The 25,075-nt window shown below is 72.6% G+C and carries 20 protein-coding genes; 10 read left to right on the top strand and 10 right to left on the bottom strand.

The window, feature by feature from the left end; genetic code table 11:
• Positions 1-77: 77 nt before the first annotated feature.
• Positions 78-2,369 carry a heavy metal translocating P-type ATPase gene (locus AB0N63_RS23015; protein WP_365530958.1) on the top strand — a complete coding sequence of 764 codons (2,292 nt, stop codon included), beginning with the start codon at positions 78-80 and terminating at the stop codon, positions 2,367-2,369.
• A gap of 751 nt (positions 2,370-3,120) precedes the next feature.
• On the opposite strand, the gene AB0N63_RS23010 is transcribed toward AB0N63_RS23015, so the two are convergent.
• From AB0N63_RS23010 to AB0N63_RS22985, 6 genes are all read right to left on the bottom strand, one after another.
• Complete coding sequence (locus AB0N63_RS23010) at positions 3,121-4,410, bottom strand: citrate synthase (RefSeq protein WP_009188691.1); 1,290 nt, start codon at positions 4,408-4,410, stop codon at positions 3,121-3,123.
• Positions 4,411-4,712: 302 nt separating this feature from the next.
• Complete coding sequence (locus AB0N63_RS23005; RefSeq protein ID WP_365530955.1) at positions 4,713-6,977, bottom strand: ATP-dependent RecD-like DNA helicase; 2,265 nt, start codon at positions 6,975-6,977, stop codon at positions 4,713-4,715.
• An 85-nt stretch (positions 6,978-7,062) separates the two neighbouring features.
• Positions 7,063-7,866: an aminoglycoside 3'-phosphotransferase gene (locus tag AB0N63_RS23000; protein WP_365530953.1), complete on the bottom strand. Its 804-nt coding sequence runs from the start codon at positions 7,864-7,866 to the stop codon at positions 7,063-7,065.
• Positions 7,867-7,870: 4 nt separating this feature from the next.
• Positions 7,871-8,071, bottom strand: a complete 201-nt coding sequence (locus AB0N63_RS22995) for a DUF397 domain-containing protein (protein ID WP_365530951.1) — start codon at positions 8,069-8,071, stop codon at positions 7,871-7,873.
• Positions 8,068-8,271 (bottom strand): DUF397 domain-containing protein, encoded by a 204-nt coding sequence (locus AB0N63_RS22990; RefSeq protein WP_365530949.1) that lies wholly within the window; start codon positions 8,269-8,271, stop codon positions 8,068-8,070. The genes AB0N63_RS22995 and AB0N63_RS22990 overlap by 4 nt, the downstream gene beginning before the upstream one ends.
• Before the next feature lie 8 nt (positions 8,272-8,279).
• Positions 8,280-9,131 carry a helix-turn-helix transcriptional regulator gene (locus AB0N63_RS22985; RefSeq protein WP_365530947.1) on the bottom strand — a complete coding sequence of 284 codons (852 nt, stop codon included), beginning with the start codon at positions 9,129-9,131 and terminating at the stop codon, positions 8,280-8,282.
• 195 nt (positions 9,132-9,326) lie between these two features.
• Between AB0N63_RS22985 and AB0N63_RS22980 the strand changes: the two genes are divergently transcribed.
• From AB0N63_RS22980 to rbsD, 6 genes are all read left to right on the top strand, one after another.
• Positions 9,327-9,755 (top strand): ATP-binding protein, encoded by a 429-nt coding sequence (locus AB0N63_RS22980; RefSeq protein ID WP_365530945.1) that lies wholly within the window; start codon positions 9,327-9,329, stop codon positions 9,753-9,755.
• A gap of 288 nt (positions 9,756-10,043) precedes the next feature.
• Entirely contained in the window at positions 10,044-11,153 is a 1,110-nt protein-coding gene (locus tag AB0N63_RS22975) for a LacI family DNA-binding transcriptional regulator (protein ID WP_365530943.1), read from the top strand.
• Positions 11,150-12,691 carry a sugar ABC transporter ATP-binding protein gene (locus tag AB0N63_RS22970; protein ID WP_365530941.1) on the top strand — a complete coding sequence of 514 codons (1,542 nt, stop codon included), beginning with the start codon at positions 11,150-11,152 and terminating at the stop codon, positions 12,689-12,691. Before AB0N63_RS22975 ends, AB0N63_RS22970 begins: the two co-directional genes overlap by 4 nt.
• The gene (locus tag AB0N63_RS22965) at positions 12,681-14,630 is read left to right on the top strand and encodes a substrate-binding domain-containing protein (RefSeq protein ID WP_365530939.1); all 1,950 of its coding nucleotides are present in this window, start codon (positions 12,681-12,683) and stop codon (positions 14,628-14,630) included. The genes AB0N63_RS22970 and AB0N63_RS22965 overlap by 11 nt, the downstream gene beginning before the upstream one ends.
• Positions 14,631-14,794: 164 nt before the next feature.
• Positions 14,795-15,694 carry a ribokinase gene (locus tag AB0N63_RS22960; protein ID WP_365530937.1) on the top strand — a complete coding sequence of 300 codons (900 nt, stop codon included), beginning with the start codon at positions 14,795-14,797 and terminating at the stop codon, positions 15,692-15,694.
• A complete protein-coding gene (rbsD, locus tag AB0N63_RS22955; RefSeq protein ID WP_365530935.1) occupies positions 15,691-16,080 on the top strand; it encodes a D-ribose pyranase in 390 nt (129 codons plus the stop codon). The genes AB0N63_RS22960 and rbsD overlap by 4 nt, the downstream gene beginning before the upstream one ends.
• 465 nt (positions 16,081-16,545) lie before the next feature.
• Here the strand turns inward: rbsD and AB0N63_RS22950 are convergent, their stop codons facing one another.
• From AB0N63_RS22950 to AB0N63_RS22940, 3 genes are all read right to left on the bottom strand, one after another.
• The gene (locus AB0N63_RS22950; RefSeq protein ID WP_365531062.1) at positions 16,546-17,346 is read right to left on the bottom strand and encodes a sugar phosphate isomerase/epimerase family protein; all 801 of its coding nucleotides are present in this window, start codon (positions 17,344-17,346) and stop codon (positions 16,546-16,548) included.
• An 83-nt stretch (positions 17,347-17,429) separates the two neighbouring features.
• Complete coding sequence (locus AB0N63_RS22945) at positions 17,430-18,593, bottom strand: dihydrodipicolinate synthase family protein (RefSeq protein WP_365530933.1); 1,164 nt, start codon at positions 18,591-18,593, stop codon at positions 17,430-17,432.
• Positions 18,590-19,741, bottom strand: a complete 1,152-nt coding sequence (locus AB0N63_RS22940; RefSeq protein ID WP_365530931.1) for a Gfo/Idh/MocA family oxidoreductase — start codon at positions 19,739-19,741, stop codon at positions 18,590-18,592. Before AB0N63_RS22940 ends, AB0N63_RS22945 begins: the two co-directional genes overlap by 4 nt.
• A gap of 365 nt (positions 19,742-20,106) precedes the next feature.
• Between AB0N63_RS22940 and AB0N63_RS22935 the strand changes: the two genes are divergently transcribed.
• The 3 genes from AB0N63_RS22935 to AB0N63_RS22925 all read left to right on the top strand — a co-directional run bounded on the left by AB0N63_RS22935 (position 20,107) and on the right by AB0N63_RS22925 (position 24,302).
• Entirely contained in the window at positions 20,107-21,153 is a 1,047-nt protein-coding gene (locus AB0N63_RS22935; RefSeq protein WP_365530929.1) for a LacI family DNA-binding transcriptional regulator, read from the top strand.
• 71 nt (positions 21,154-21,224) lie between these two features.
• Positions 21,225-22,025, top strand: a complete 801-nt coding sequence (locus AB0N63_RS22930; RefSeq protein ID WP_365530927.1) for a sugar phosphate isomerase/epimerase family protein — start codon at positions 21,225-21,227, stop codon at positions 22,023-22,025.
• Between the two features lie 396 nt (positions 22,026-22,421).
• A complete protein-coding gene (locus AB0N63_RS22925; protein WP_365530925.1) occupies positions 22,422-24,302 on the top strand; it encodes a glycoside hydrolase family 3 protein in 1,881 nt (626 codons plus the stop codon).
• 282 nt (positions 24,303-24,584) lie between these two features.
• Here AB0N63_RS22925 and AB0N63_RS22920 read toward each other — a convergent pair whose 3' ends face one another.
• Positions 24,585-24,974, bottom strand: a complete 390-nt coding sequence (locus tag AB0N63_RS22920) for a hypothetical protein (protein ID WP_365530924.1) — start codon at positions 24,972-24,974, stop codon at positions 24,585-24,587.
• Positions 24,975-25,075 lie beyond the last annotated feature (101 nt).

Raw genomic sequence — 25,075 nt, 5'->3', positions numbered from 1 at the left:
GCACCTCTCGACACCGGGCCGTATCGACCAGCTGATACTGGCTCTGTACGACCCGGTCCGTCATCTGGAGTACGGACATGACCAGTACCACCACCAGCGGCAGCAGCACGGCGACGGCCTCGGCCCCGGCCCCGCGGACGTCCGAGGTCGAACTGCTCATCGGCGGGATGACCTGCGCCTCCTGCGCGGCCCGCGTCGAGAAGAAGCTCAACCGGATGGACGGCGTCACCGCCACGGTGAACTTCGCCACCGAGAAGGCGAAGGTCGCCTACCCCCCGGGCGTACAGGTCGCCGATCTGATCGCCACCGTGGTGAGGACGGGGTACACCGCCGAGGAACCGCCTCCACCCGCCCCCGGGCCGGAGAGCGCCGGCATACCGGGCGAGGCGGTGCCCGCCTCGGACGCCTCGGACCCGGAACTCGCCTCGCTGCGCCAGCGTCTGACCGTCTCCGCGCTGCTGGCCGTCCCGGTGATCCTGCTCTCCATGATCCCGGCACTCCAGTTCGACAACTGGCAGTGGCTCGCACTGACGCTGGCCGCGCCGGTCGTCGTCTGGGGCGCGCTGCCCTTCCACCGGGCCGCCCTCACCAACGCCCGGCACGGCGCGGCCACCATGGACACCCTCGTCTCGGTCGGCACCCTCGCCGCCTTCGGCTGGTCGCTGTGGGCGCTGTTCCTCGGGGACGCGGGCATGCCCGGCATGCGGGACGAGTTCCGCCTCACCGTGTCGCGGATGGACGCCGCCTCCACGATCTATCTGGAGGTCGCCTCCGGCGTGGTGGCCTTCATCCTGCTGGGCCGCTATCTGGAGGCCCGCTCCAAGCGGCGGGCGGGCGCCGCGCTGCGGGCGCTGCTGGAGCTGGGCGCCAAGGACGTGGCGGTGCTGCGGGACGGGCGCGAGGTGCGCGTCCCGGTGTCGGCGCTGACCGTGGGCGACCGGTTCGTCGTGCGGCCCGGCGAGAAGGTCGCCACCGACGGCACGGTCGTCGAGGGCACCTCGGCGCTCGACGCCTCGATGCTGACCGGCGAGTCCGTGCCGGTGGACGTGAGCGTGGGCGACGCGGTCACCGGCGCCACCGTCAACGCGGGCGGCCGGCTGGTGGTCGAGGCCACCCGGGTCGGCGCCGACACCCAGCTCGCCCGGATGGCGAAGCTGGTGGAGGACGCGCAGAACGGCAAGGCGCAGGTACAGCGTCTCGCCGACCGCATCTCGGCCGTGTTCGTGCCGGTGGTCCTGGTGATCGCGGTCGGCACGCTGCTGGCCTGGCTGTCGGCCACCGGCGACGTGACGGCCGCGTTCACCGCCGCCGTGGCGGTGCTGATCATCGCCTGCCCGTGCGCCCTGGGACTGGCCACGCCGACCGCGCTGATGGTCGGCACCGGCCGGGGCGCGCAGCTCGGCATCCTCATCAAGGGCCCCGAGGTCCTGGAGTCCACCCGCCGCGTCGACACCGTCGTCCTGGACAAGACGGGCACCGTCACCACCGGCCGGATGACCCTCCAGGAGGTGTACGCGGCCGAGGGCGCCGACGAGAAGGAGCTGCTGCGGCTCGCGGGCGCCCTGGAGCACGCCTCCGAGCACCCGGTCGCCCGCGCGATCGCGGCCGGCGCGCAGGAGCGGGTCGGCGCGCTGCCGGGGGTCGAGCAGTTCGAGAACGTCCCCGGGAGGGGCGTACGCGGGCGTGTGGAGGGCCGCGAGGTCGCCGTCGGGCGGCTGTTCGAGGAGCTGCGCGAGGACGTGGCGCGGGCCCGCCGGGAGGCCGAGGCGGCGGGCCGTACGGCCGTCGTGATCGGCTGGGACGGTGCGGCGCGGGGCGTCGTCGCCGTCGCGGACGCGGTCAAGGAGACCAGCGCGGAGGCCGTCGGGCAGCTGCGGGCGCTGGGGCTGCGGCCGGTCCTGCTGACCGGTGACAACTGGGCGGTCGCCGAGTCGGTGGCCCGCGCGGTCGGGATCGCCGTGGACGACGTGATCGCCGAGGTGCTGCCCGAGGAGAAGGTCGCGGCCGTGGAGCGGCTGAAGGCCGAGGGCCGTACGGTCGCGATGGTCGGCGACGGCGTCAACGACGCGGCCGCGCTCGCCACCGCCGATCTGGGGCTGGCGATGGGCACGGGCACGGACGCGGCGATCGAGGCCGGCGACCTGACGCTGGTGCGCGGGGACCTGCGGGTGGCGGCCGACGCCATCCGGCTGTCGCGGCGGACGCTCGCCACGATCAAGGGCAACCTCGTGTGGGCCTTCGGCTACAACGTGGCCGCGCTGCCCCTGGCCGCCGCCGGGCTGCTCAACCCGATGATCGCGGGGGCGGCGATGGCGTTCTCCTCGGTGTTCGTGGTGACCAACAGCCTCCGGCTGCGCACCTTCCGCTGACGGATGCGGGCCGTCGCGGGCCCGCCGGGACCACCGTCGCGGGCCGAACGGAAGCAGCCGAACGGAAGTAAGAGTCCCCCTAGAGACATGAGCGAGCCTCACATAAGCTCTTCACAAGGCTCGCGCATCTTCCTTACGCTTGGGTCTTGATCGCCATAACCGGTCTCTTGCGCACCTAAGGGACATATGCAGGAGACACAGATCACAGTGATGTGAAGGTAACCATCGAAGGGCTTCGAAGGTCTAAGTTTGGCGATGTCAGGAAGCGTCTTGGGGGGCGCTGACTGGCAGTCCGGGGTTGTCTTGGGGGACTTCCTCGGATGGGGGTATCCCCTGCTCGAACGGAGTTGAGAGCTTGGGGGAGCGTCGCCGGGGCACGTACACCGGGAAGCTTTGAGCGGCCCTCCCGGAAGTGCGCTGTCCCGGCAGATCGCACAGCAGTAGGCAGTACAGGAGTACGACGGGTTCCGCTCGTCTGCTCACAGCGGTTCAGGCGCTGGTCTCACAGACGCCCGGCCGGATCCCGTGGGGGGAATCCGCACCGGGACATGGGAAGGCGCCCTGGCCGTCGGCCCGTGGGGGGACCGGCGCGCCGGGGCGCCTTCCGCTTACCTCGAACACTTGTACGTACAGGCGGCGGTCTTCCGTACGCGCACGTACGAAGGCCCCGCACCCGCCGGGCGGCGGACACGGGGCCCCGGAAGCCGTCACGTCCAGGGCCACGACCCTGGACGCGCGGGCACTACGCCCGTCAGCGCTCCTCGACCGGGACGAAGTCGCGCTCGACCACGCCGGTGTAGATCTGACGCGGGCGGCCGATGCGGGAGCCCGGCTCCTTGATCATCTCGTGCCACTGGGCGATCCAGCCCGGCAGCCGGCCGAGGGCGAACAGGACCGTGAACATCTCGGTCGGGAAGCCCATGGCCCGGTAGATCAGGCCGGTGTAGAAGTCGACGTTCGGGTAGAGCTTGCGCTCGACGAAGTAGTCGTCGGAGAGCGCGTGCTCCTCCAGCTTCAGGGCGATGTCGAGGAGCTCGTCCTCCTTGCCCAGCGCGGAGAGCACGTCGTGCGCGGCGGCCTTGATGATCTTGGCGCGCGGGTCGAAGTTCTTGTAGACCCGGTGGCCGAAGCCCATCAGGCGGACGCCGTCCTCCTTGTTCTTCACCTTGCGGATGAAGGTGTCGACGTCGTTGCCCGAGTCGCGGATGCCTTCCAGCATCTCCAGCACCGACTGGTTGGCGCCGCCGTGCAGCGGGCCCCACAGGGCGTTGATGCCGGCCGAGATCGACGCGAACATGTTGGCCTGGGAGGAGCCGACCAGGCGGACCGTGGAGGTCGAACAGTTCTGCTCGTGGTCCGCGTGCAGGATGAGCAGCTTGTCCAGCGCCGAGACGACGACCGGGTCCAGCTCGAACTCCTGGGCGGGGACCGAGAAGGTCATGCGCAGGAAGTTCTCGACGTAACCGAGGTCGTTGCGCGGGTAGACGAACGGGTGACCGATCGACTTCTTGTAGGCGTACGCCGCGATCGTCGGAAGCTTGGCGAGCAGGCGGATGGTGGAGAGGTTGCGCTGCTTCTCGTCGAACGGGTTGTGGCTGTCCTGGTAGAAGGTGGACAGCGCCGAGACGACCGAGGACAGCATCGCCATCGGGTGGGCGTCGCGCGGGAAGCCCTTGTAGAAGTTCTTGACGTCCTCGTGCAGCAGGGTGTGCTGCGTGATCTCGTTCTTGAACGTGGTCAGCTCGTCGACGGTCGGCAGCTCACCGTTGATCAGCAGGTAGGCCACCTCCAGGAAGGTGGAGCGCTCGGCCAGCTGCTCGATGGGGTAGCCGCGGTACCGGAGGATGCCCTGCTCGCCGTCGAGATAGGTGACGGCGGATTTGTAGGCGGCGGTGTTGCCGTAGCCGCTGTCCAGAGTCACCAGACCGGTCTGGGCGCGCAGCTTCCCGATGTCGAAGCCCTTGTCGCCGACGGTGCTGTCGATCACCGGGTAGGTGTACTCGTTGCCGTCGTACCGCAGTACTACAGAGTTGTCGCTCACGTCTTCCCTCACCGACGTAGTGCCTCATCTTCGAGGTGCCCTGACTGTCTCTACCATCCCCCATTTGGCTCAGGAGAGTGCACTCGGGGTCGACCATTGGGCCTATCGGCGGCACTCAGTGCCGTCAACCTGCTCATCCTGCCCCCTCCACCCGGTCACCGGAAGTGCTGTGTGACCTTTGCGACTCGTTTGATCGATCATTTTCCGTGAGGGCGGGCCGGGGGTGGCGGGGCGCGGGTCCGGTTGATGCATGTTAGGTGCTCTTGGGCGGTTTCAGGAGGGGCGGAGGTCGCGGGGAGCGTTCAGGAGAGGCGGAAGTCCAGCGCGGTGCAGCGGCGGCCCGCCGACACCGTGCGCACCGCCTGGCCGATCGCCTTGCGCGAGCCGACGAGGACGACCAGCTTCTTCGCCCGGGTCACCGCCGTGTAGAGCAGGTTGCGCTGGAGCATCATCCACGCGCCCGTGGTGACCGGGATCACCACGGCGGGATATTCACTGCCCTGGGAGCGGTGAATGGTGACCGCGTAGGCGTGTGCCAGCTCGTCCAGCTCGTCGAAGTCGTACGGCACCTCCTCGTCCTCGTCGGTCAGCACCGTCAGGCGCTGCTCGACCGGGTCGAGCGAGGTGACGACGCCGACGGTGCCGTTGAAGACGCCGTTGCGCCCCTTCTCGTAGTTGTTGCGGATCTGGGTGACCTTGTCGCCGACCCGGAAAACCCGTCCGCCGAACCGCTTCTCGGGCACGTCGGGGCGGCCGGGGGTGACGGCCTGCTGGAGGAGTCCGTTGAGCGTGCCCGCGCCGGCCGGGCCGCGGTGCATGGGCGCGAGCACCTGCACGTCCCGGCGCGGGTCCAGCCCGAAGCGGGCCGGGATGCGGCGCGCCGCCACGTCCACGGTGAGCCGGCCGGCCTCCTCGGTGTCGTCCTCGACGAAGAGGAAGAAGTCCTTCATGCCGTCGGTCAGGGGGTGCTGACCGGAGTTGATGCGGTGCGCGTTGGTCACCACGCCGGACTGCTGGGCCTGGCGGAAGACCCGGGTGAGCCGGACGGCCGGGATCGGGCTGCCGTCGGCGAGCAGATCGCGCAGGACCTCGCCGGCGCCGACGCTGGGCAGCTGGTCGACGTCGCCGACGAAGAGGAGGTGCGCGCCGGGCGGCACCGCCTTGACCAGTTTGTTGGCGAGCAGCAGGTCCAGCATGGACGCCTCGTCCACGACCACGAGGTCGGCGTCGAGGGGGCGGTCGCGGTCGTAGGCCGCGTCGCCGCCGGGCTTCAGCTCCAGCAGCCGGTGGACGGTGGAGGCTTCGGCGCCGGTCAGCTCGGCGAGCCGTTTGGCCGCGCGTCCGGTGGGCGCGGCCAGCACCACCTTGGCCTTGCGGGCGCGGGCCAGCTCCACGACGGAACGGACCGTGAAGGACTTGCCGCAGCCGGGGCCGCCGGTCAGCACGGACACCTTCTCGGTCAGCGCCAGCTTGACGGCCGCCTCCTGCTCGGGGGCCAGCTCGGTGCCGGTACGGCCCTTCAGCCAGCCGAGCGCCTTGTCCCAGGCCACGTCACGGAAGCCGGGCATCCGGTCCTGGCCGGTGCGCAGGAGGCGCAGCAGCTGCGCGGAAAGGGAGAGCTCGGCGCGGTGGAAGGGGACCAGGTAGACGGCGGTGACGGGGTCGCCCCCCTCCGGGCCCGGGACGCGCTCCCGTACGACGCCGGGGTCCTCGCCCTCCTCGGGCTCGGCGGCCAGTTCGGCCAGGCATTCGATGACGAGGCCCGTGTCCACCTGGAGCAGCTTGACCGCGTCCGCGATCAGGCGTTCCTCCGGGAGGTAGCAGTGGCCCTGGTCGGCGGACTGGGACAGGGCGTACTGGAGGCCGGCCTTGACCCGCTCCGGGCTGTCGTGCGGGATGCCGACGGACTGGGCGATCCGGTCGGCGGTGAGGAAGCCGATGCCCCAGACGTCGGCGGCGAGCCGGTAGGGCTGGTTCTTCACCACGGAGATGGAGGCGTCGCCGTACTTCTTGTAGATGCGCACGGCGATGGAGGTGGACACCTCGACGGTCTGGAGGAACAGCATGACCTCCTTGATCGCCTTCTGCTCCTCCCAGGCGTCGGCGATCTTCTTCGTACGCTTCGGCCCGAGCCCGGGCACCTCGATGAGCCGCTTGGGCTCCTCCTCGATGATCCGGAGGGTGTCGGTGCCGAAGTGCTGGGTGATGCGGTCGGCGAAGACGGGTCCGATGCCCTTGACCAGGCCCGAGCCGAGGTAGCGCCGGATGCCCTGCACGGTCGCGGGCAGCACGGTCGTGTAGTTCTCGACGTGGAACTGCTTGCCGTACTGCGGGTGGGAGCCCCAGCGGCCCTCCATCCGCAGCGACTCCCCCACCTGCGCGCCGAGCAGCGCGCCCACGACGGTGAGGAGGTCGCCGGCGCCTCTGCCGGTGTCGACACGGGCGACCGTGTAGCCGTTCTCCTCGTTGGCGTACGTGATCCGCTCCAGCACGCCTTCGAGCACGGCGAGCCGCCGCTCCGCGGCTCCCGCCGCCTGCCCCGCCCCTCGACTCGCCTCGGTGGTCATGAGGCGACGGTACCGGGGCGGTGTGACAGCGGGGGCCGCGTCCGCGGTCAGGGGCCGGGGCTGTGGAAGTCCCGACGTCCTCTCCTCAGTCGGACAACTCCCACAACAGCCGGTAGTACGCGATCCGCTCGGGGGCCGCCGTGACCCCGTACGCGTCGAGCAACGGCTCCTCCCACCCCGGCCCGTAGTTCCACCGCGTGCTCCACGTGGCGACGGCGAGGTCGGCCCAGCGGTCCGCCACTCCGAGGGCGCCGAGATCGACGTGTCCGGTGCAGGCGCCGTCGTCCCCGACCAGGGTGTTGGGGGCGCAGGCGTCGCCGTGGCAGACGACGAGTTCGTCCACCGGCGGGATGCCGGAGAGGACGGCGAGGGCGCGCCGGACGGTGCCGTGCTGCCGGACGTCCTCGTCCCAGCCGGCGGGATCGATCCGCCCCGCCGCCGCGCGCGACCGCACCGCCGCCAGCCGCCGTTCGGCCGACCAGTCGAACGGGCAGTCCGCGACGGGCAGCGCGTCGTGCAGGGCGCGGAGGCCGGCTCCGACGGCGCGTACGGCGGTCGCCGGGTCGCGCTTCCAGTGGTCGTCCACGGCGGAACGTCCCGGCAGTCCGGCGGTGACGATCCAGGAACCGGTCCCGTCCGCGCCCTCCCCGAGCACGCGCGGCACCGTGGCGAACTCCGCCGCCCAGCGCAGCCGCGCCACCTCGGCGGACAGATCGGTGCGGCTTCCGTGCGGCGTCCACTTCACGAACTGCCGCGCCTCCCCCAGGCCGACCTGGAAGGTGAGACCGCCGAGTTCGTTCTCCCACACGGCTTCGATGGGTCGCCCGGCGGCGAACTCGGCGACGCACGGCGGTACGTGAACGGGCCCCTGGGGCGCGGCAGCGATCATCCGATCACTGCCGCGGTTCCAGGGTCTCAAGAGAGGTGAGGAAGGCGGGGGCGGGGAAGGTGAGGGCGGCCCGGGCGGGGGCCTTGGAGTCGCGGACGGCCGCCCGAGCAGGTGAGTCGGCGATCTCTGCGCAGTCGTCGCCCTCTCCCCCGCCGGAGGGGGAGGTCTTCCGCCGGGTGGTGGAGGTGAACACGGGGCGGCTCACAGTTCGGTGGTCGTAGGCGCGGTCTTCAGGGCGTCCACGAAGGTGGTGAAGACGCCCGCCGGGAACGTGAGGATCGCTCGGGCCGGGACCTTGGAGTCGCGGACGGCCGTGTGGGAGGAGGAGGTGGCGATCTCCACGCAGGAGTCGCCGTCGCCGGGCCCGGAGTAGGACGACTTCCACCAGTTACCGGGGGTGTCCATAGAGTGCCTCACAGCTCTTTCGCCAGCCTGTGGATGAAGTCACGCGACCGGACGGGGTCGAGTGACGCGGCCTCCACCTTATGAAAGAGCGTTCGAAAGGCTGCGAGTTGGGCCTCGGAGTCGATGAACGCCGCACCGTGCGGGCCGTCGCGTACCACCGTGTCCAGCTTCGGCAGGGCGCCTCCCACGTACGTCATGGCGCTCGCGGCGCCCGCGAACCCTTCGAGTTCGAAGGGGATCACGCGCACCGTGATGTGCTCCGCCTCGGACATCTCCACGACGCGTGCCAGCTGCGTCCGTGCAGTGGTCCGGTCGCCCACCATGATGCGCAGCGCCGCTTCGTGGACCACAGCCTCGTAGGGCGTGGGTGCGGGGCCTTCGAGAAGCACCTTGCGCCGCATACGGTGCTGGACGCGCAGGTCCAGTTCGTCTGACGGCAGCTCGGGGACCCGGTACGCGTAGACGGCTCGGGCGTAGTCCTCCGTCTGCAACGGACCGGGGACGAACAGGAACTGCGCCTCCAGCAGGTACGTGGCGTGGTGCTCCAGCTCCGCGAGATCGAGGAACGGTGTGGGCAACCGGCCCCGGAACTCCTCCCACCACCCACGTGTCCGGTCGGTCGCCATGGCCACCAACGCGTCGATCAGCGCCTCGTCCGCGCACGAGTAGTTCGCGGCGAGGCGGCGCAGCCGTTTCTCGCTCACGCCCGCGATCCCGGCCTCGATCTGGCTGATGACCGGACCGCTGACGCCGAGTTGGGCCGCCGCCTCCTTGGCGGAGAGGCCGGCCGCGTCGCGGAGCCTGCGCAGTTCGACCGCCAGCCGTAGCTGACGTGCTGTCGGCTCGCCCCGCAACGCCATCGGCCGTACCTCCCAGGTCAGTTCTCAGCGTTACCCGTTCGGGCGTCAGAGTACGCGGACGGCTTGCACCGCCTAATGAGTTAGCCCTACTGTCGGTGACGCGGCGTATACACAGCGTAAGCGCACCGCGCCGTCGCGCCCCGCCGGCTGCGGCGATGCCACCGTGCCCGACCCCCCCCTCGTCGACCGGAGTCGGTGACCCATGCCCGAAACCTCCCCCACCCCTGGGAGTACTCCCTCCCCGTCCCCAACGACCCCCGCGCCGTCACCGTCACCCGCCGCACCCTCCGGCTGATCCTCACCCTGCACGGACTGATCGGCCTCGTGGACACCGCGGAACTCCTCGGCACCGAACTGATCTCCAACGCCGTGCTGCACACCAGGGGCCCCGCCGCCCTCCGCCTCCGCTTCTCCGCCGGCGTCCTGCGGATCGGGGCGTGGGACGCCGACCCCGCACCCTCAAAGCCGCCCGCCACCCCGGAAGCCCTCGAAGACCTCGCCGGCCGGGAAGGAGGCCGCGGGCTCTTCCTGGTCAAGACCTGCGCCGACCTGTGGGGCCGGCAGCCCCTCTCCCGCGACGGCGACCGCGTCAAGGTCGTCCGGTGCGAACTGTCGGCGGCGTGAGCGAGCGGTCCGTCGGCCATCCGACGCCTGCCCGGACTCCCACGCCGTGCGCTTCCGGGCGCCCGTCCTCACGGCAGCCGCCGGCCCGCCGGGGGAGGCTGTCCGGCCACGGAGCCGGTGGCCTCCGGTCGGCTTTCGGGGCGGGTCCGTCCTGTCCGGTCAGGGGGATGCCCCGCGCAGCCGCCCCCGGTCACGATTAGGTTTCAGCCACCGTCGCCCCCTTGTCCCGATCTCGTGTAATCGATTCCAATCCTCCGTGTAATCGATTCCACGAGGAGGTGGAACGCGATGGCGAGCATCAAGGACGTCGCTGCCGAGGCAGGGGTGTCGGTCGCCACGGTTTCGCGGGTGCTGAACGACCATCCGTCGGTCAGCAGCGACGCCCGTACCCGCGTGCTGCGCGCCGTCGCGGCGCTCGGCTACCGGCCGAACGCCGTCGCCCGGTCGCTCCGCACCGACCAGACCCGCACTCTCGGCCTGGTCATCAGCGACGTGCTCAACCCGTACTTCACCGAGCTGGCCCGCTCCGTGGAGGAAGAGGCCCGCGCCCTCGGGTACAGCGTCATCATCGGGAACGCCGATGAGCGGCCCGACCTGCAGGACCACCACGTGCGGACCCTGCTCGACCGCCGGATCGACGGGCTGCTCGTCTCCCCGACCGACGGCGGCTCCCCGCTGATGCTGGACGCCGCGCGGGCGGGGACGCCCATGGTGTTCGTGGACCGGTGGATCCCGGGCGTGGACGTTCCGGTGGTGCGCGCCGACGGGCAGAGCGCCGTACGCGATCTCGTCGCCCATCTGTACGGGCTCGGGCACCGGCGGCTCGCCATCATCGCCGGCCCCGCGGCCACCACCACCGGCAGCGAGCGAGTCCAGGCCTTCCGCACGGCCCTGGCCGCGTACGGGCTGCCCCTGCCCGACGCCTACACCGGGCAGGGCGACTTCCAGGCCGAGAGCGGGCGGCGCGTCACCGAGGGCTTCCTCGACCTGCCCGAACCGCCCGAGGTCGTCTTCGCCGCCGACAACCTGATGGCCCTCGGCGCGCTCGACGCCATCCGCGCCCGCGGGCTGCGCGTGCCGGACGACATCGCGCTGGCCGCGTTCGACGACATCCCGTGGTTCGTGCACACCGATCCGCCGGTCACCGCCGTCGCGCAGCCCACCGGAGAGCTGGGCCGGGCCGCCGTACGGGCCCTGGTGGACCGCATCGAGGGGCGGCCCCCGCAGTCCGTCACCCTGCCCGCCCGGCTCGTCGTCCGCCGCTCCTGCGGTGAGACCCCCGAGGCCGCACGCACTGCGCGGTCCCCCCACTCCCCCGCACCGCCCGAGCCGCAAGCCGCCCCCGGCCCGGTCCCCGCGGCCACCGAAGTCCCCGCAACGAACAGGAGCAAGCCGTGAGCAACCCGGACGAGTTGCTGCGCATCGAAGGGATCCGGAAGACCTTCCCGGGCGTCGTCGCGCTCGACAGCGTCGACTTCGATCTGCGCCGCGGCGAGGTGCACGTGCTGCTCGGCGAGAACGGCGCGGGCAAGAGCACCCTGATCAAGATGCTGTCCGGCGCCTACACCCCCGACGCCGGGAAGATCCTCGCCGGTGGTCAGGAAGTCCGCATCCATGGCGCGCAGGACGCCGAGCGCCTCGGGATCGCCACCATCTACCAGGAGTTCAATCTCGTCCCGGACCTCACCGTCGCCGAGAACATCTTCCTGGGGCGGCAGCCGCGCCGCTTCGGGATGATCGACCGGGGGCGGATGGAGGCGGACGCCGCCGCGCTGCTGGAGCGGGTCGGCGTCAACGTCTCGCCGCGCGCCCGGGTGCGCGAACTCGGCATCGCCCGGCTCCAGATGGTGGAGATCGCCAAGGCGCTCAGCCTGGACGCCCGGGTGCTGATCATGGACGAGCCGACCGCCGTGCTCACCTCCGAGGAGGTCGAGAAGCTGTTCGCGATCGTGCGCGCGCTGCGCGCCGACGGCGTCGGCATCGTCTTCATCACCCACCACCTGGAGGAGATCGCCGCCCTGGGCGACCGCGTCACCGTCATCCGCGACGGGCGCAGCGTCGGCCAGGTGCCCGCCACCACGCCCGAGGACGAACTCGTCCGGCTGATGGTGGGCCGGTCCATCGAACAGCAGTACCCGCGCGAGCGGCCCGAGCAGGGCGAGCCGCTGCTCACCGTGGCCGGGCTCACCCGCGACGGCGTCTTCCACGACATCAGCTTCCAGGTGCACGCCGGCGAGGTCGTCGGCATCGCCGGGCTCGTCGGGGCCGGCCGTACGGAGGTGGTGCGGGCCGTGTTCGGCGCGGACCCGTACGACCACGGGTCCGTGCAGGTCGCGGGCGCCGAGCTGAAGCGGCACGACGTGAACGCGGCGATGGCCGCCGGGATCGGGCTGGTGCCCGAGGACCGCAAGGGGCAGGGCCTGGTCCTGGACGCCTCCGTGGAGGAGAACCTCGGCCTGGTCACCCTGCGGTCCGCGACCCGCGCCGGACTCGTCGACCTCAAGGGGCAGCACACCGCCGCCGAGCGGATCGCCCAGCAGTTGGGCGTGCGGATGGCGGGTCTCGGCCAGCATGTGCGGACCTTGTCCGGCGGCAACCAGCAGAAGGTCGTCATCGGCAAGTGGCTGCTGGCGAACACCAAGGTCCTCATCCTCGACGAGCCGACCCGGGGCATCGACGTCGGCGCCAAGGTCGAGATCTACCAGCTCATCAACGAGCTGACGGCCGCCGGCGCCGCCGTCCTGATGATCTCCAGCGATCTGCCCGAGGTGCTCGGCATGAGCGACCGCGTCCTGGTGATGGCGCAGGGCCGGATCGCCGGCGAACTCCCGGCCGACCAGGCCACCCAGGACGCCGTGATGGCGCTCGCCGTCAGCACCCCCTCCCCCGCAACGTCCCCCGACACGACCGAAGAGGAGGCCCCCCGTGGCCACTGACACGCTCAAGAGCAAGGCGGGCGCGGGTGGCGCCTCCGGTCTGCGCCGCCTGCTCCTCGACAACGGCGCGCTCACCGCGCTGATCGTCCTCGTCATCGCCCTGTCGGCGCTGTCCGGCGACTTCCTGACGACGGACAACCTGCTGAACATCGGCGTCCAGGCGGCCGTGACCGCCATCCTTGCCTTCGGCGTCACCTTCGTCATCGTCTCGGCGGGCATCGACCTGTCGGTCGGCTCGGTGGCGGCGCTGTCGGCGACCGTGCTCGCCTGGAGCGCCACCTCGCACGGTGTCCCGGTCGTCCTCGCGGTCCTGCTCGCGGTCGCCACAGGCATCGCGGCGGGTCTGGTCAACGGCTTCCTGATCTCCTACGGCAAGCTGCCGCCGTTCATCGCGACGCTGGCCATGCTGTCGGTGGGCCGCGGTCTGTCCCTGGTGATCTCCCAGGGCTCCCCGATCGCCCTGCCGGACTCCGTCTCCCACCTGGGCGACACCCTCGGCGGCTGGCTGCCGGTGCCCGTCCTGGTGATGGTCGTGATGGGCCTGATCACCGCGCTGGTCCTGGGCCGCACCTACATCGGCCGCTCCATGTACGCGATCGGCGGCAACGAGGAGGCGGCCCGCCTCTCCGGTCTGCGCGTCAAGCGGCAGAAGCTCGCCATCTACGCCCTGTCGGGGCTGTTCGCCGCCGCCGCGGGCATCGTCCTCGCCGCCCGGCTGTCCTCCGCGCAGCCGCAGGCCGCCAACGGCTACGAGCTGGACGCCATCGCCGCCGTCGTCATCGGCGGCGCCTCCCTGGCGGGCGGCACCGGCAAGGCGTCGGGCACGCTGATCGGCGCGCTGATCCTCGCCGTGCTGCGCAACGGCCTCAACCTGCTGTCGGTGTCCGCGTTCTGGCAGCAGGTCGTCATCGGCGTCGTCATCGCGCTGGCCGTGCTGCTGGACACCGTGCGCCGCAAGGCCGGCGCCACCCCGCAGACCGCGGGCACCGGCAGCGGCGGCGGCAGGGGCAAGCAGGCGGCGACGTACGGTCTGGCGGCCGTGGTCACCGTCGCCCTGGTGGCCGCGACCTCCCTGCTGCACACCGGCTCCTCCTCCACCACCCCGAAGATGGGCCTGTCGCTGTCCACGCTGAACAACCCGTTCTTCGTGCAGATCCGGTCGGGCGCGCAGGCCGAGGCGAAGAAGCTCGGTATCGACCTGACCGTCACCGACGCCCAGAACGACGCCTCCCAGCAGGCCAACCAGCTCCAGAACTTCACCAGTTCCAGCCTCGGCGCGATCATCGTCAACCCGGTGGACTCGGACGCGGCCAGCAACTCGGTGAAGGCCGCCGACAAGGCCGGCATCCCGGTGATCGCCGTGGACCGCGGCGTCAACAACGCCACGACGGACGCGCTGGTCGCCTCCGACAACGTGGCCGGCGGCGAGCTGGCCGCCAGGACGATCGCCGAGAAGCTCGGCGGCCACGGCAGGATCGTGATCCTCCAGGGCCAGGCGGGCACCTCCGCCGCCCGGGAGCGCGCCGCCGGCTTCGCCCAGGGCCTCAAGTCCTACCCGGGCATCCAGGTGCTGGCCCAGCAGCCCGCCGACTTCGACCGCACCAAGGGCCTCGACGTGATGTCGAACCTGCTCCAGGCCCACCCGGACGTGCAGGGCGTGATCGCCGCCAACGACGAGATGGCGCTCGGCGCGGTCAAGGCGCTCGGCTCCAAGGCCGGCACGTCCGTCCAGGTCGTCGGCTTCGACGGCACCCCGGACGGCCTGACCGCCGTCAAGAAGGGCACGCTGTACGCGTCCGTGGCGCAGCAGCCCAGCCAGCTCGGCAGGATCGCCGTGGACAACGCGCTGAGGGCGACCCAGGGCAAGAAGGTCGAGTCGACGGTGAAGGTGCCGGTCAAGGTGGTAACGAAGGAGAACGTGGCCGGGTTCAGCGGCTGACCGGCCCGTGTTCGGACGAGCCGAGGGCTCCCGGTCCAGGCGGACCGGGGGCCCGCGGCCGGATGAACCGTCGGCTCCAGGTGAGTCGGCGGCTCGCGTACGAGCCGAGGGCTCTCGGCCGGACGATCCGGCCGGTACGCGCTTTTGGTGAGGAGACACTGCGCATGTACGACTACGACCTGCTGGTCGTCGGATCGGCCAACGCCGACCTGGTGATCGGCGTCCAGCGGCGGCCCGCGGCCGGGGAGACGGTGCTCGGCTCCGACCTGGCCGTCCACCCCGGCGGCAAGGGCGCCAACCAGGCGGTGGCCGCCGCCCGCCTCGGGGCCCGCACCGCCCTGCTGGCCCGGGTCGGCGACGACGCGCACGGCCGGCTGCTGCTGGACTCGCAGCGGGCGGCCGGGGTGGACCCGGCGGGCGTCCTGGTCGGCGGCGCGCCGACCGGCGTCGCCCTGATCACGGTGGACCCCTCCGGGGACAACTCCATCGTGGTCTCGCCGGGTGCCAACGGCCGGCTCACTCCCGAGGACGTGCGCGCGGCGGCCGCTCTGGTCCGCTCCGCCCGGGTGGTCTCCGCCCAGCTGGAGGTCCCGCTGGAGACGGTCGTGGAGGCGGTACGGCAGCTCGCGCCCGGCAGCCGGTTCGTGCTGAACCCGTCGCCGCCGCGGGAACTGCCGCCGGAACTGCTGGAGGCGTGCGACCCGCTGATCGTCAACGAGCACGAGGCGAAGGTCATCCTCGGCGGGGACGGGGGCGACGACCCGGAGGACTGGGCGCGGGCGCTGCTCGCGCGCGGGCCGCGCTCGGTGGTCGTCACCCTCGGCGCCGAGGGCGCGCTGGTCGCCTCCGCCGACGGGGCCGTACGGGTGCCGTCGGTGAAGGTGGACGCCGTGGACACCACCGGCGCGGGCGACGCGTTCACCGCGGCGCTGGCCTGGCGGCTCGGCGCGGGCACGTCCCTCGCCGAGGCGGCGGCCTACGCGGCCCGGGTCGGCGCGGTGGCCGTGACGCGGCGGGGCGCGCAGGAGTCGTACCCGACGGCGGACGAGGTCGAGGACGTATGAAGAAGGCGGGCATCCTGAACCGTCACCTGTCCGGTGCGCTGGCCGAGCTGGGCCACACCGACCAGGTGCTGGTGTGCGACGCGGGCATGCCGATACCGGACGGGCCGCGCGTGGTGGACCTGGCGTTCCGGGCCGGGGTCCCGTCCTTCGCCGAGGTGCTGGACGGGCTGCTGGCCGAGCTGGTCGTGGAGGGCGCCACGGCGGCGGCCGAGGTCCGCGGGGCCAACCCGGCGGCGGCCGCCCTGCTGGCCGGTCACTTCCCCGGGCTGGCGTTCGTCCCGCACGAGCGGCTCAAGGAGCTGTCGGCGGGGGCGCGGCTGGTCGTCCGGACCGGGGAGGCCCGGCCGTACGCCAACGTGCTGCTGCGGTGCGGGGTGTTCTTCTAGGGTCCCTCGTCCGGATCAGGCCGGGTCAGGGAGCGGGGTCCGGCGAGGGGCCAGCTCCCGCGCGTTGGGCAGTGGGGGAGCCTCGCAAGACGGAGGAGGGCGTCATGGCGGAGCCGTGGCAACCGACGACGCGGCGTGGAGCCCCTGCTCGAAGAGCTTGGGGGAGCGGGTGCCAGAGCCCGCGAGCCCGGCACGATCCAAGCGGGAGGCGCTAGGCGCGCGGGGGTCTGTCAGGCGGGTGCGGGTGTCGGTCCCGGGGCAGGACCCGGGCCCGGCCCCGGACAGCTTCGAGGGGGCCCGGTCGACGACCCGGCCCCCTCGGCTCTTCCCCTCCTGTACCGGCACCCCCGGGAATCCCCCCCGGGTCCCCCCACGGGGATGCCGATGCCAGATACGACACGCGTCGGGCGCGAAGGGTTGCACGTCCGGTGAAGATCTTTTCCGGAAGCCGGCGGGGCACGGTGCTCACCGGATCACCTGGGTCACGAACCGCTCCGCCGTCTCCGCCAGCACCTCCCGTCCGTCCCGTGCCCACAACGCCTCGTTGAACAGCTCCACTTCGATGGGACCGGTGTAACCGGCCGCCTCCACGCGCCCCTTCCACTCCCGCAGGTCGATCGCGCCGTCGCCGAGTTGGCCGCGGCCGTTGAGGACGCCCGCGGGGAGCGGGGTGATCCAGTCGGCGAGCTGGAAGGCGTGGATGCGGCCGGCCGCGCCCGCGCGGGCGATCTGCTCGGGGGCCCGGTCGTCCCACCAGATGTGGTACGTGTCCACGGTCACGCCGACCTGGTGGGCGGGGAAGCGTTCGGCCAGGTCGAGGGCCTGGGCGAGGGTGGAGACGACGCAGCGGTCGGCGGCGAACATGGGGTGCAGGGGCTCGATGGCCAGCCTCACGCCGTGGTCCTCGGCGTGCGGGGCGAGTTCCGCGAGGGCGTCGGCGACGCGTTCGCGGGCGCCGCGCGGGTCCTTGTCACCGCGCGGCAGCCCGCCGCAGACCAGGACGAGGGTGTCGGTGCCGAGCGTGGCGGCCTCCTCGACCGCCCGGCGGTTGTCGGCCAGGGCCGCCGCCCGCTCCTCGGAGCCGGTCGCGGTGAGGAAGCCGCCGCGGCACAGGGTGGTGACGGTGAGGCCCGCGTCCCGGACGAGTTTCGCGACGGCCTCGACACCGTACGCCCGGACCGGCTCGCGCCACAGACCCACGTGCGACACACCCGACCCGACGCAGGCCTGCGTGAGTTCGGACAGGGAGAGTTGCCTGACCGTCATCTGGTTGACGGAGAAGCGGGAAAGATCGGGGGCGGTCGCGGGGAGGGCCGCGTCCGGGGCGGGGACGGTCGGCTTCGGGCCGGTCACGAGGTCACTCCGTACAGCGACAGCAGGGTGCGCATGCGCTCCTCGGCGAGCTCGGGATCGGGGAACAGGCCGAGACCGTCGGCGAGTTCGTAGGCGCGGGCCAGGTGCGGCAGGGAACGGGCCGACTGGAGGCCGCCGACCATCGTGAAGTGACTCTGGTGACCGGCGAGCCAGGCCAGGAACACCACGCCCGTCTTGTAGAAGCGGGTGGGGGCCTCGAAGAGGTGGCGGGCGAGCGGGACGGTGGGGTCGAGCAGGGCGCGGAAGCCCGCCCTGTCCCCGGTGTCCAGGACGCGTACCGCCTCGGCGGCCAGCGGTCCCAGCGGGTCGAAGACGCCGAGCAGCGCGTGGCTGAAGCCCTGCCCGTCGCCCTCGATCAGCTCGGGGTAGTGGAAGTCGTCGCCGGTGTAGCAGCGCACGCCCTTCGGCAGCTGGCGGCGCAGGTCCGCCTCACGGCCGGCGTCCAGCAGGGAGATCTTGACGCCGTCCACCTTGTCGGGGTGGGCGGCGATGACGTCCAGGAGGACGCCGGTGGCGGCGTCCAGGTCGGTCGAGCCCCAGTAGCCCTCCAGCGCCGGGTCGAACATGGGGCCGAGCCAGTGCAGGATCACCGGTTCGGCGGCCTGGCGGAGCAGATGACCGTAGACCTCCAGGTAGTCGTCCGGTCCCTGGGCGGTGGCGGCGAGGGCGCGGGAGGCCATCAGGATCGCCTGCGCGCCGGACTCCTCGACGACGGCGAGCTGTTCCTCGTAGGCGGCGCGGATGCCGGCGGGCGTCATCGACGCGGACCGGTCGGTGAGCTGGTCGGTACCGACGCCGCAGGCGATACGGCCGCCCACCGCCTTCGCCTCCGCCGCCGACCGGCGGATCAGTTCGGCCGCGCCCGTCCAGTCCAGGCCCATGCCCCGCTGCGCGGTGTCCATCGCCTCGGCGACGCCGAGCCCGTGGGACCACAAGTGGCGGCGGAAGGCGAGGGTGGCGTCCCAGTCGACGGCGGCGGGCGTGTCGGGCGAGGCGTCCGCGAACGGGTCGGCGACGACGTGCGCCGCCGAGAAGACCGTACGGGAGGCCAGAGGCGCGCCGGCGGTGGCGACGAAGGGCTCGGTGCGGGGGGCGTAGGCCCTCAGACCGCCCGTCGCGTCGGGCAGGTGGAGGGTCACAGCCGGATCTCCGGGACCTCGACGCGGCGGCCCTCGGCGGCGGACTTCAGGCCGAGTTCGGCGAGCTGGACGCCGCGGGCGCCGGCCAGCAGGTCCCAGTGGTAGGGGGTGCCGGCGTGGACGTGCCTGAGGAACAGCTCCCACTGCGCCTTGAAGCCGTTGTCGAACTCCGTGTTGTCGGGCACCCGTTGCCACTGCCGGCGGAAGTCCTCGGTGGCCGGGATGTCGGGGTTCCACACCGGCTTGGGGGTGGCCGAACGGTGCTGGACGCGGCACTCGCGCAGCCCGGCGACGGCGGAGCCCTCGGTGCCGTCCACCTGGAACTCGACCAGTTCGTCGCGGTGGACGCGGACCGCCCAGGAGGAGTTGATCTGCGCGATCGCGCCGCCCTCCAGTTCGAAGAGGCCGTAGGCGGCGTCGTCGGCGGTGGCGTCGTAGGGCTTGCCGTTCTCGTCCCAGCGCTGCGGGATGTGGGTGGCGGTCAGGGCCTGGACGGAGGTGACGCGGCCGAACAGCTCGTGCAGGACGTACTCCCAGTGCGGGAACATGTCCACGACGATGCCGCCGCCGTCCTCGGCGCGGTAGTTCCAGCTCGGGCGCTGGGCCTCCTGCCAGCCGCCCTCGAAGACCCAGTAGCCGAACTCGCCTCGCACGGAGAGGATCCGGCCGAAGAAGCCGCCGTCGATCAGCCGCTTCAGCTTGAGCAGCCCCGGCAGGAAGATCTTGTCCTGGACGACGCCGTGCCTGACGCCCTTGGCCTGGGCGAGGCGGGCGAGTTCGAGGGCGCCGGCGAGGCCGGTGGCGGTGGGCTTCTCGGTGTAGACGTGCTTGCCGGCGGCGATGGCCTTGCCGAGCGCCTCCTCGCGGGCGGAGGTGACCTGCGCGTCGAAGTAGACGTCCACGTCCGGGTCGGCGAGGACGGCGTCGAGGTCGGTCGACCAGTGCTCCAGGCCGTGCCGGTCGGCGAGCGCCCTGAGGGCGTGCTCGCGGCGGCCGACCAGGACCGGTTCCGGCCACAGCACGGTGCCGTCGCCGAGGTCGAGTCCGCCCTGCTCGCGCAGGGCGAGGATCGAGCGGACCAGGTGCTGGCGGTGGCCCATGCGTCCGGTGACGCCGTTCATGGCGATCCGCACCGTCTTGCGTGTCACGTCGGTCCCTTCGTACGTGTCCGGGGCCCACGGGGTCGTCCCGTACGGGTCGTCCCGTAGGAAGCGCGCGTGCCGGGGCGGGTGCCAGCGGGGCGCCGGGTGGGCGGCGATGGCGGCGGTGGCACTGGTGAACCGTGTAGCAAGCGCTTTCTATACGAGGAGAAGCTAGCGCCGGGCGGCGGCGGGGACAAGAGGGCGACGGGAACAGGACCGGTGAGCGGGGCGGGAACCGGACCGCACGACGGGTCCCGTCGGGACGACCGCGAGACGAGGCCGGTTTGTTCGAGGGGGCGAACAAAGGCGCGCGGAGGGCCGTAAGGTCTGGACGACACGCACCACCAGACGCGCGACCGGAGGACGACGAGATGACGGTGACCCTTGCGGACGTGGCGGCCCGCGCCCAGGTCTCGCCCGCGACGGTGTCGCGCGTGCTGAACGGCAACTACCCGGTGGCCGCCTCCACCCGGGAACGGGTGCTGAAGGCGGTCGAGGAGCTGGACTACGTGCTCAACGGCCCCGCCAGCTCGCTGGCCGCCGCCACCTCCGACCTGGTCGGCATCCTCGTCAACGACATCGCCGACCCGTTCTTCGGGATCATGGCGAGCGCGATCCAGTCGGAGATAGGCGGCCCCGGCGGCCGGGCCGGCGGCGAACGGCTGGCCGTGGTGTGCAACACGGGCGGCTCGCCGGAACGCGAACTGACGTATCTGACGCTGCTGCAACGGCAGCGGGCGGCGGCCGTGGTGCTGACCGGCGGCGCGGTGGAGTCGGAGCCGCACGCGGAGGCGGTCGCGGCGAAGCTGCGCAAGCTGGCGGAGGCGGGGACCCGGGTGGTGCTGTGCGGGCGGCCGCCGGCGCCGGGCACCGGGTCGGTCGCGCTCGCCTTCGACAACCGCGGCGGCGCGCGGCAGCTCACCGGGCACCTGATCGGGCTGGGGCACCGGCGGCTCGGCTACATCGCCGGCCCCGAGGAGCGGACCACCACCCGGCACCGGCTGGAGGGGCACCGCGAGGCGCTGACGGCGGCCGGCATCGCGGACGACCCGCGCCGGACCGTGCACGGACGCTACGACCGCACCTCCGGTCACGAGGCCACACTGGAACTGCTGCGCCGCGACCCGGAACTGACGGCGGTCGTCGCCGCGAACGACTCCGTGGCGCTGGGGGCGTGCGCGGCGCTGCGCGAGTCGGGGCTGCGGGTGCCCCAGGACGTGTCGGTGGCCGGCTTCGACGACCTGCCCTTCAGCGTGGACGCGGTGCCGGCGCTGACGACGGTACGGCTGCCGCTGGCGGAGGCGGGGGCGCGGGCGGGCCGTATCGCGATGGGCCGCGAGGAGCCCCCGCCGGGCGGCATCGCGACGGTGCGGGGCGAGCTGATGGTGCGCGGGTCCTCCGGAGTGCCGCGGGGGTGAGGACGGGGCTTCGCCTGATGAGCGGGCCGGGGCGGCGGTTCCGGTCGTCCGGCGCGGGTACACCTGTGGCCATGAAACTGGCGTTCTCCACCCTCGGTGTCCCCGGTCTGCCCGTCCCGGACGTGCTCGCTCTCGCCGTCGCGAACGGCTATCACGGAGTCGAGCTGCGCGCCCACCACGAGGAGCCGGTGCATCCGGGGCTCGGCCCCGAGCGGCGCGCAGAGGTGGCGGCGGAGTTCAAGGCGGCGGGGGTCGAGCTCCTGGGCCTCGCGGGATACGCGCGGGTCGCGGCGCCCGGCGACGACGCGCCGGTGCTGGCCGAGATCCGGGCGCTGCTCGAACTCGCCCGGGACCTGGGCGCCCCGTACGTACGGGTCTTCCCGGGCGGCGACAGGGACCTGCCGCGCGAGGAGGGCGACGCCATCGCCGCGCGGCGCCTGGGCGTCGCCGCGGAGGACGCGGCGGGCCTCGGGGTGCGCATCCTGCTGGAGACCCACGACTCGCACCCCACCGGCGCCGACGCGATCCGCGTCCTGGGCCCGGTCGGCCACCGCAACGTGGGCGCGCTGTGGGACGTGATGCACCCCTGGCTGGCCGGCGAACAGCCGACGGACACCTACGCGGCCCTCGCCCCGCACCTCGGATACGTACAGGTCAAGGACATCGCCTCCGCCGACGACCGCACCCCGGTCGCCCTCGGCGCGGGCGTCCTGCCCCTGGCCGAGTGCGTCGAGGTCCTCTCCCGCCACGGCTGGGACGGCTGGCTCTGCTGGGAGTACGAAAAGCGCTGGTACGACGCGGCGCCCCCGCTCCCGGACCTCCTGTCCCCGGCCCGCGACCACCTGACCAAACTCCTGACGGAGTCGGCGTAACTCTGTCGCGTGCGGCGCTCACGCCCAGGTCAGTGCCTGGTCAACGGCATGTCGGGCGTGGGACGAACGGGGCGTACGGGGTGGGTCCGGGGGTGCCGCGTTCGCCATGGGGTGGCTCGGGGCCGCGTGCACCGGTGCGACCACCCGAACGAGGTCGGCGCCCGGCGGTGGAGGGAGGGGCGGTAGCCCGGCGGGGCCGGGTGGTGTCTCCCTCCGGTGCGCGGTCGTGGTCTCCGGGGGGCCGGGCGGCGCCTCCCTCCGGTTCGCCGTCGTACTCGCGCCTCGGCCGTGCTGCGCGCTCCCTTGACTGGCAGAAACTTCCCGGATATCAGTGGCTCCTCGGAAGTTTCCTTCAGCGATGACACTCCAGCGGATCCCCCTCCGGAAGGAGCGCACGTGCACGACTCCAGCACGGGAAGCAGCGCAAGACCGGGAGACACCGCACGACCCACAGAGGGACGGGACGGCGCGCGTCCGTCCAGACGTCTCGTCCTCGCCGCCACCGCCGGGGTCACCGCCGCCGTGGCGGTGCAGGGCGGCAGTGCGCACGCCGCCGCCCCCGCCCGTCCCGACGACCGGCGGCTGCGCGCCCTCATCTCGCGGATGACCCTCGAGGAGAAGGTCGGCCAGCTCTTCGTGATGCGGGTCTACGGCCACTCCGCCACCGATCCCGACCAGGCCGACATCGACGCCAACCTCGGCGAGATCGGCGTCCGCACCGCCGCCGAACTGGTCGCGAAGTACCGCGTCGGCGGCGTCATCTACTTCACCTGGGCCCACAACACCCGTGACCCGCGGCAGATCGCCGACCTGTCCAACGGCATCCAGCGGGCCTGCCTCACCCAGCCCCGCGGGCTGCCCGCGCTCATCGCCACCGACCAGGAACACGGCATCGTCTGCCGGATCGGCGCGCCCGCCACCCTCTTCCCCGGCGCGATGGCGATCGGCGCCGGCGGTTCCGTCTCCGACGCCCGCACCCTCGGCCGGATCTCCGGCGCCGAACTGCGCGCGATGGGCGTCAACCAGGACTACTCCCCCGACGCCGACGTGAACGTCAACCCGGCCAACCCGGTCATCGGCGTCCGCTCCTTCGGCGCAGACCCGGACGCCGTGGCCCGTCTGGTGGCGGCGGAGGTGCGCGGCTACCAGGACTCCCGCGTCGCGGCCACCGCCAAGCACTTCCCCGGGCACGGCGACACCGCCGTCGACAGCCACTACGGCTTTCCCGTCATCACCCACACCCGTGAGCAGTGGGAGCGGCTGGACGCCGTGCCGTTCCGCGCCGCGATCCGGGCGGGCATCGACTCCGTGATGACCGCCCACATCCAGTTCCCGGCGCTGGACGACTCCGGCGACCCGGCCACCCTCTCCCACCCCATCGTCACCGGCATCCTCCGCGGTGAACTCGGCTACGACGGCGTGGTGATCACCGACTCGCTCGGCATGGAGGGCGTGCGCACCAAGTACGGCGACGACCGGGTGCCCGTGCTCGCCCTGAAGGCGGGGGTGGACCAGTTGCTCAACCCGCCGTCCCTCGACGTGGCGTGGAACGCGGTCCTCAGGGCCGTGCGCGAGGGCGAACTCACCGAGGCCCGTATCGACGAATCGATCCTGCGCATCCTGCGGCTCAAGGCGCGACTCGGTCTGTTCGACGGCCCCTACGTCACCTCGGCCGGTGTCGCCCGCACCGTCGGCACCCGCGCGCACCTGGCCGCCGCCGACCGTATCGCCGAGCGGACCACCACCCTCCTCGTCAACGAGAAGCGCCTGCTGCCGCTCTCCCGGCGCACCCACCGCGAACTCCTGGTCGTCGGCGCCGATCCCGCCTCCCCGTCGGGCACCACCGGGCCGCCCACCACCGTGCTCGCCGCCGCCCTCACCGAACTCGGCTTCACCGCGACCGCCCTGTCCACCGGCACCGCTCCGTCCGCCGCGGTCATCGACCGGGCCGTCGCGGCGGCGCAGGACGCGGACGCGGTCGTCGTCGCGACGTACAACGTCACGGCGGGCAGCGCGCAGCGGACGCTGGTGGAGCGGCTGACGGCGACGGGCCGCCCCGTGATCGCGGTCGCCGTCCGCAATCCCTACGACGTCGCCCAGCTCCCCGGCGTCCCCGCCGTCCTCGCCGCCTATGCGTGGACCGACGTGGAGGTGCGCGCCGCCGCCCGCGTGATCGCCGGGCGGGTCGGGCCGCGCGGGAAGCTGCCGGTGCCGGTGCCCCGCGCCGACGACCCGGCCACGCCCCTCTACCCCGTCGGGTACGGCCTGTCCTACTAGCGTGTTTCGACAGTAGCGTCGTCCGCCCGAAGGGCGGGGCCCGCGGTGTCCGGTGCGGTGGATCGCAAGGCGGAGGGTATCCGCGTACCGGGCGTACGCGGACGGTCCCGACAACGCGGCGAGGCGCCGTGCCAGGCGTCGCGGGCACGGGACTTCCGAAACACGCCCCAGGGCCTTTCGTCCGGAGCACGCCGGGCTCTCCGCCGGCCTGGGACGGCCCCGCCGCGGAGGGTCACCCCGGGCGGCGGGACGGAGAAGGGGCGGCGACGCGGCACCTCCCCCTCAGCACAGGATCCAGCCGCTCGTCGCCGACACCGCCCCCACCGACCCGCCGACGCGTACGCAGCGGTGGCCGGCGTGCACGGTGACCGGGCCCGCGTGGAAGGAGAAGCGGCCCTTGTCGGTGACCGGACGGTTGCCGCGCGCCTGCACGGTCACCGACATCACCTGCTTGCCCCCGGCCCGCCGGGGCAGGGTCAGGGCGCACACGTAGCCGCCGTCCCGGTAGACGTGCACGGAGCCGGTGGCGAAGGTCACCGTCTTGACCTGACGGCCTGCGCAGGAGGAGGCAGCCGCCTGCGCGGTGCCGGGCAGGGCGAGCGAGAGCAGCCCGGCCCCGGTCAGCACGGCCGTGCCGAGTGCCAGCCGCCGACGGATCGCACCACTGTTCACAGTCGCCCCTCCCCTGTCCTTTTCCGTACAGGCGTACGGACGCAGGACGCACGTCCGATGGTTGCCTCGGGGTGACGGAACTCCTGCGGGGCGCGGCGGCC

Origin of the sequence: Streptomyces sp. NPDC093260 (assembly GCF_040683715.1) — a bacterium.
Taxonomy (GTDB): Bacteria; Actinomycetota; Actinomycetes; order Streptomycetales; family Streptomycetaceae; genus Streptomyces; species Streptomyces sennicomposti.
This window is presented reverse-complemented; position numbering and strand designations above follow the sequence as displayed.

Excerpts from the sequence above, each read along its gene's own strand:
- AB0N63_RS23000 (WP_365530953.1), bottom strand. The coding sequence starts at position 7,866 with ATGATCGCTGCCGCGCCCCAGGGGCCCGTTCACGTACCGCCGTGCGTC.
- AB0N63_RS22975 (WP_365530943.1), top strand. The coding sequence starts at position 10,044 with ATGGCGAGCATCAAGGACGTCGCTGCCGAGGCAGGGGTGTCGGTCGCC.
- AB0N63_RS22990 (WP_365530949.1), bottom strand. The coding sequence starts at position 8,271 with ATGGACACCCCCGGTAACTGGTGGAAGTCGTCCTACTCCGGGCCCGGC.
- AB0N63_RS23015 (WP_365530958.1), top strand. The coding sequence starts at position 78 with ATGACCAGTACCACCACCAGCGGCAGCAGCACGGCGACGGCCTCGGCC.
- AB0N63_RS22950 (WP_365531062.1), bottom strand. The coding sequence starts at position 17,346 with ATGACGGTCAGGCAACTCTCCCTGTCCGAACTCACGCAGGCCTGCGTC.
- AB0N63_RS23005 (WP_365530955.1), bottom strand. The coding sequence starts at position 6,977 with ATGACCACCGAGGCGAGTCGAGGGGCGGGGCAGGCGGCGGGAGCCGCG.
- AB0N63_RS22930 (WP_365530927.1), top strand. The coding sequence starts at position 21,225 with ATGAAACTGGCGTTCTCCACCCTCGGTGTCCCCGGTCTGCCCGTCCCG.
- rbsD (WP_365530935.1), top strand. The coding sequence starts at position 15,691 with ATGAAGAAGGCGGGCATCCTGAACCGTCACCTGTCCGGTGCGCTGGCC.
- AB0N63_RS22935 (WP_365530929.1), top strand. The coding sequence starts at position 20,107 with ATGACGGTGACCCTTGCGGACGTGGCGGCCCGCGCCCAGGTCTCGCCC.
- AB0N63_RS22985 (WP_365530947.1), bottom strand. The coding sequence starts at position 9,131 with ATGGCGTTGCGGGGCGAGCCGACAGCACGTCAGCTACGGCTGGCGGTC.
- AB0N63_RS22960 (WP_365530937.1), top strand. The coding sequence starts at position 14,795 with ATGTACGACTACGACCTGCTGGTCGTCGGATCGGCCAACGCCGACCTG.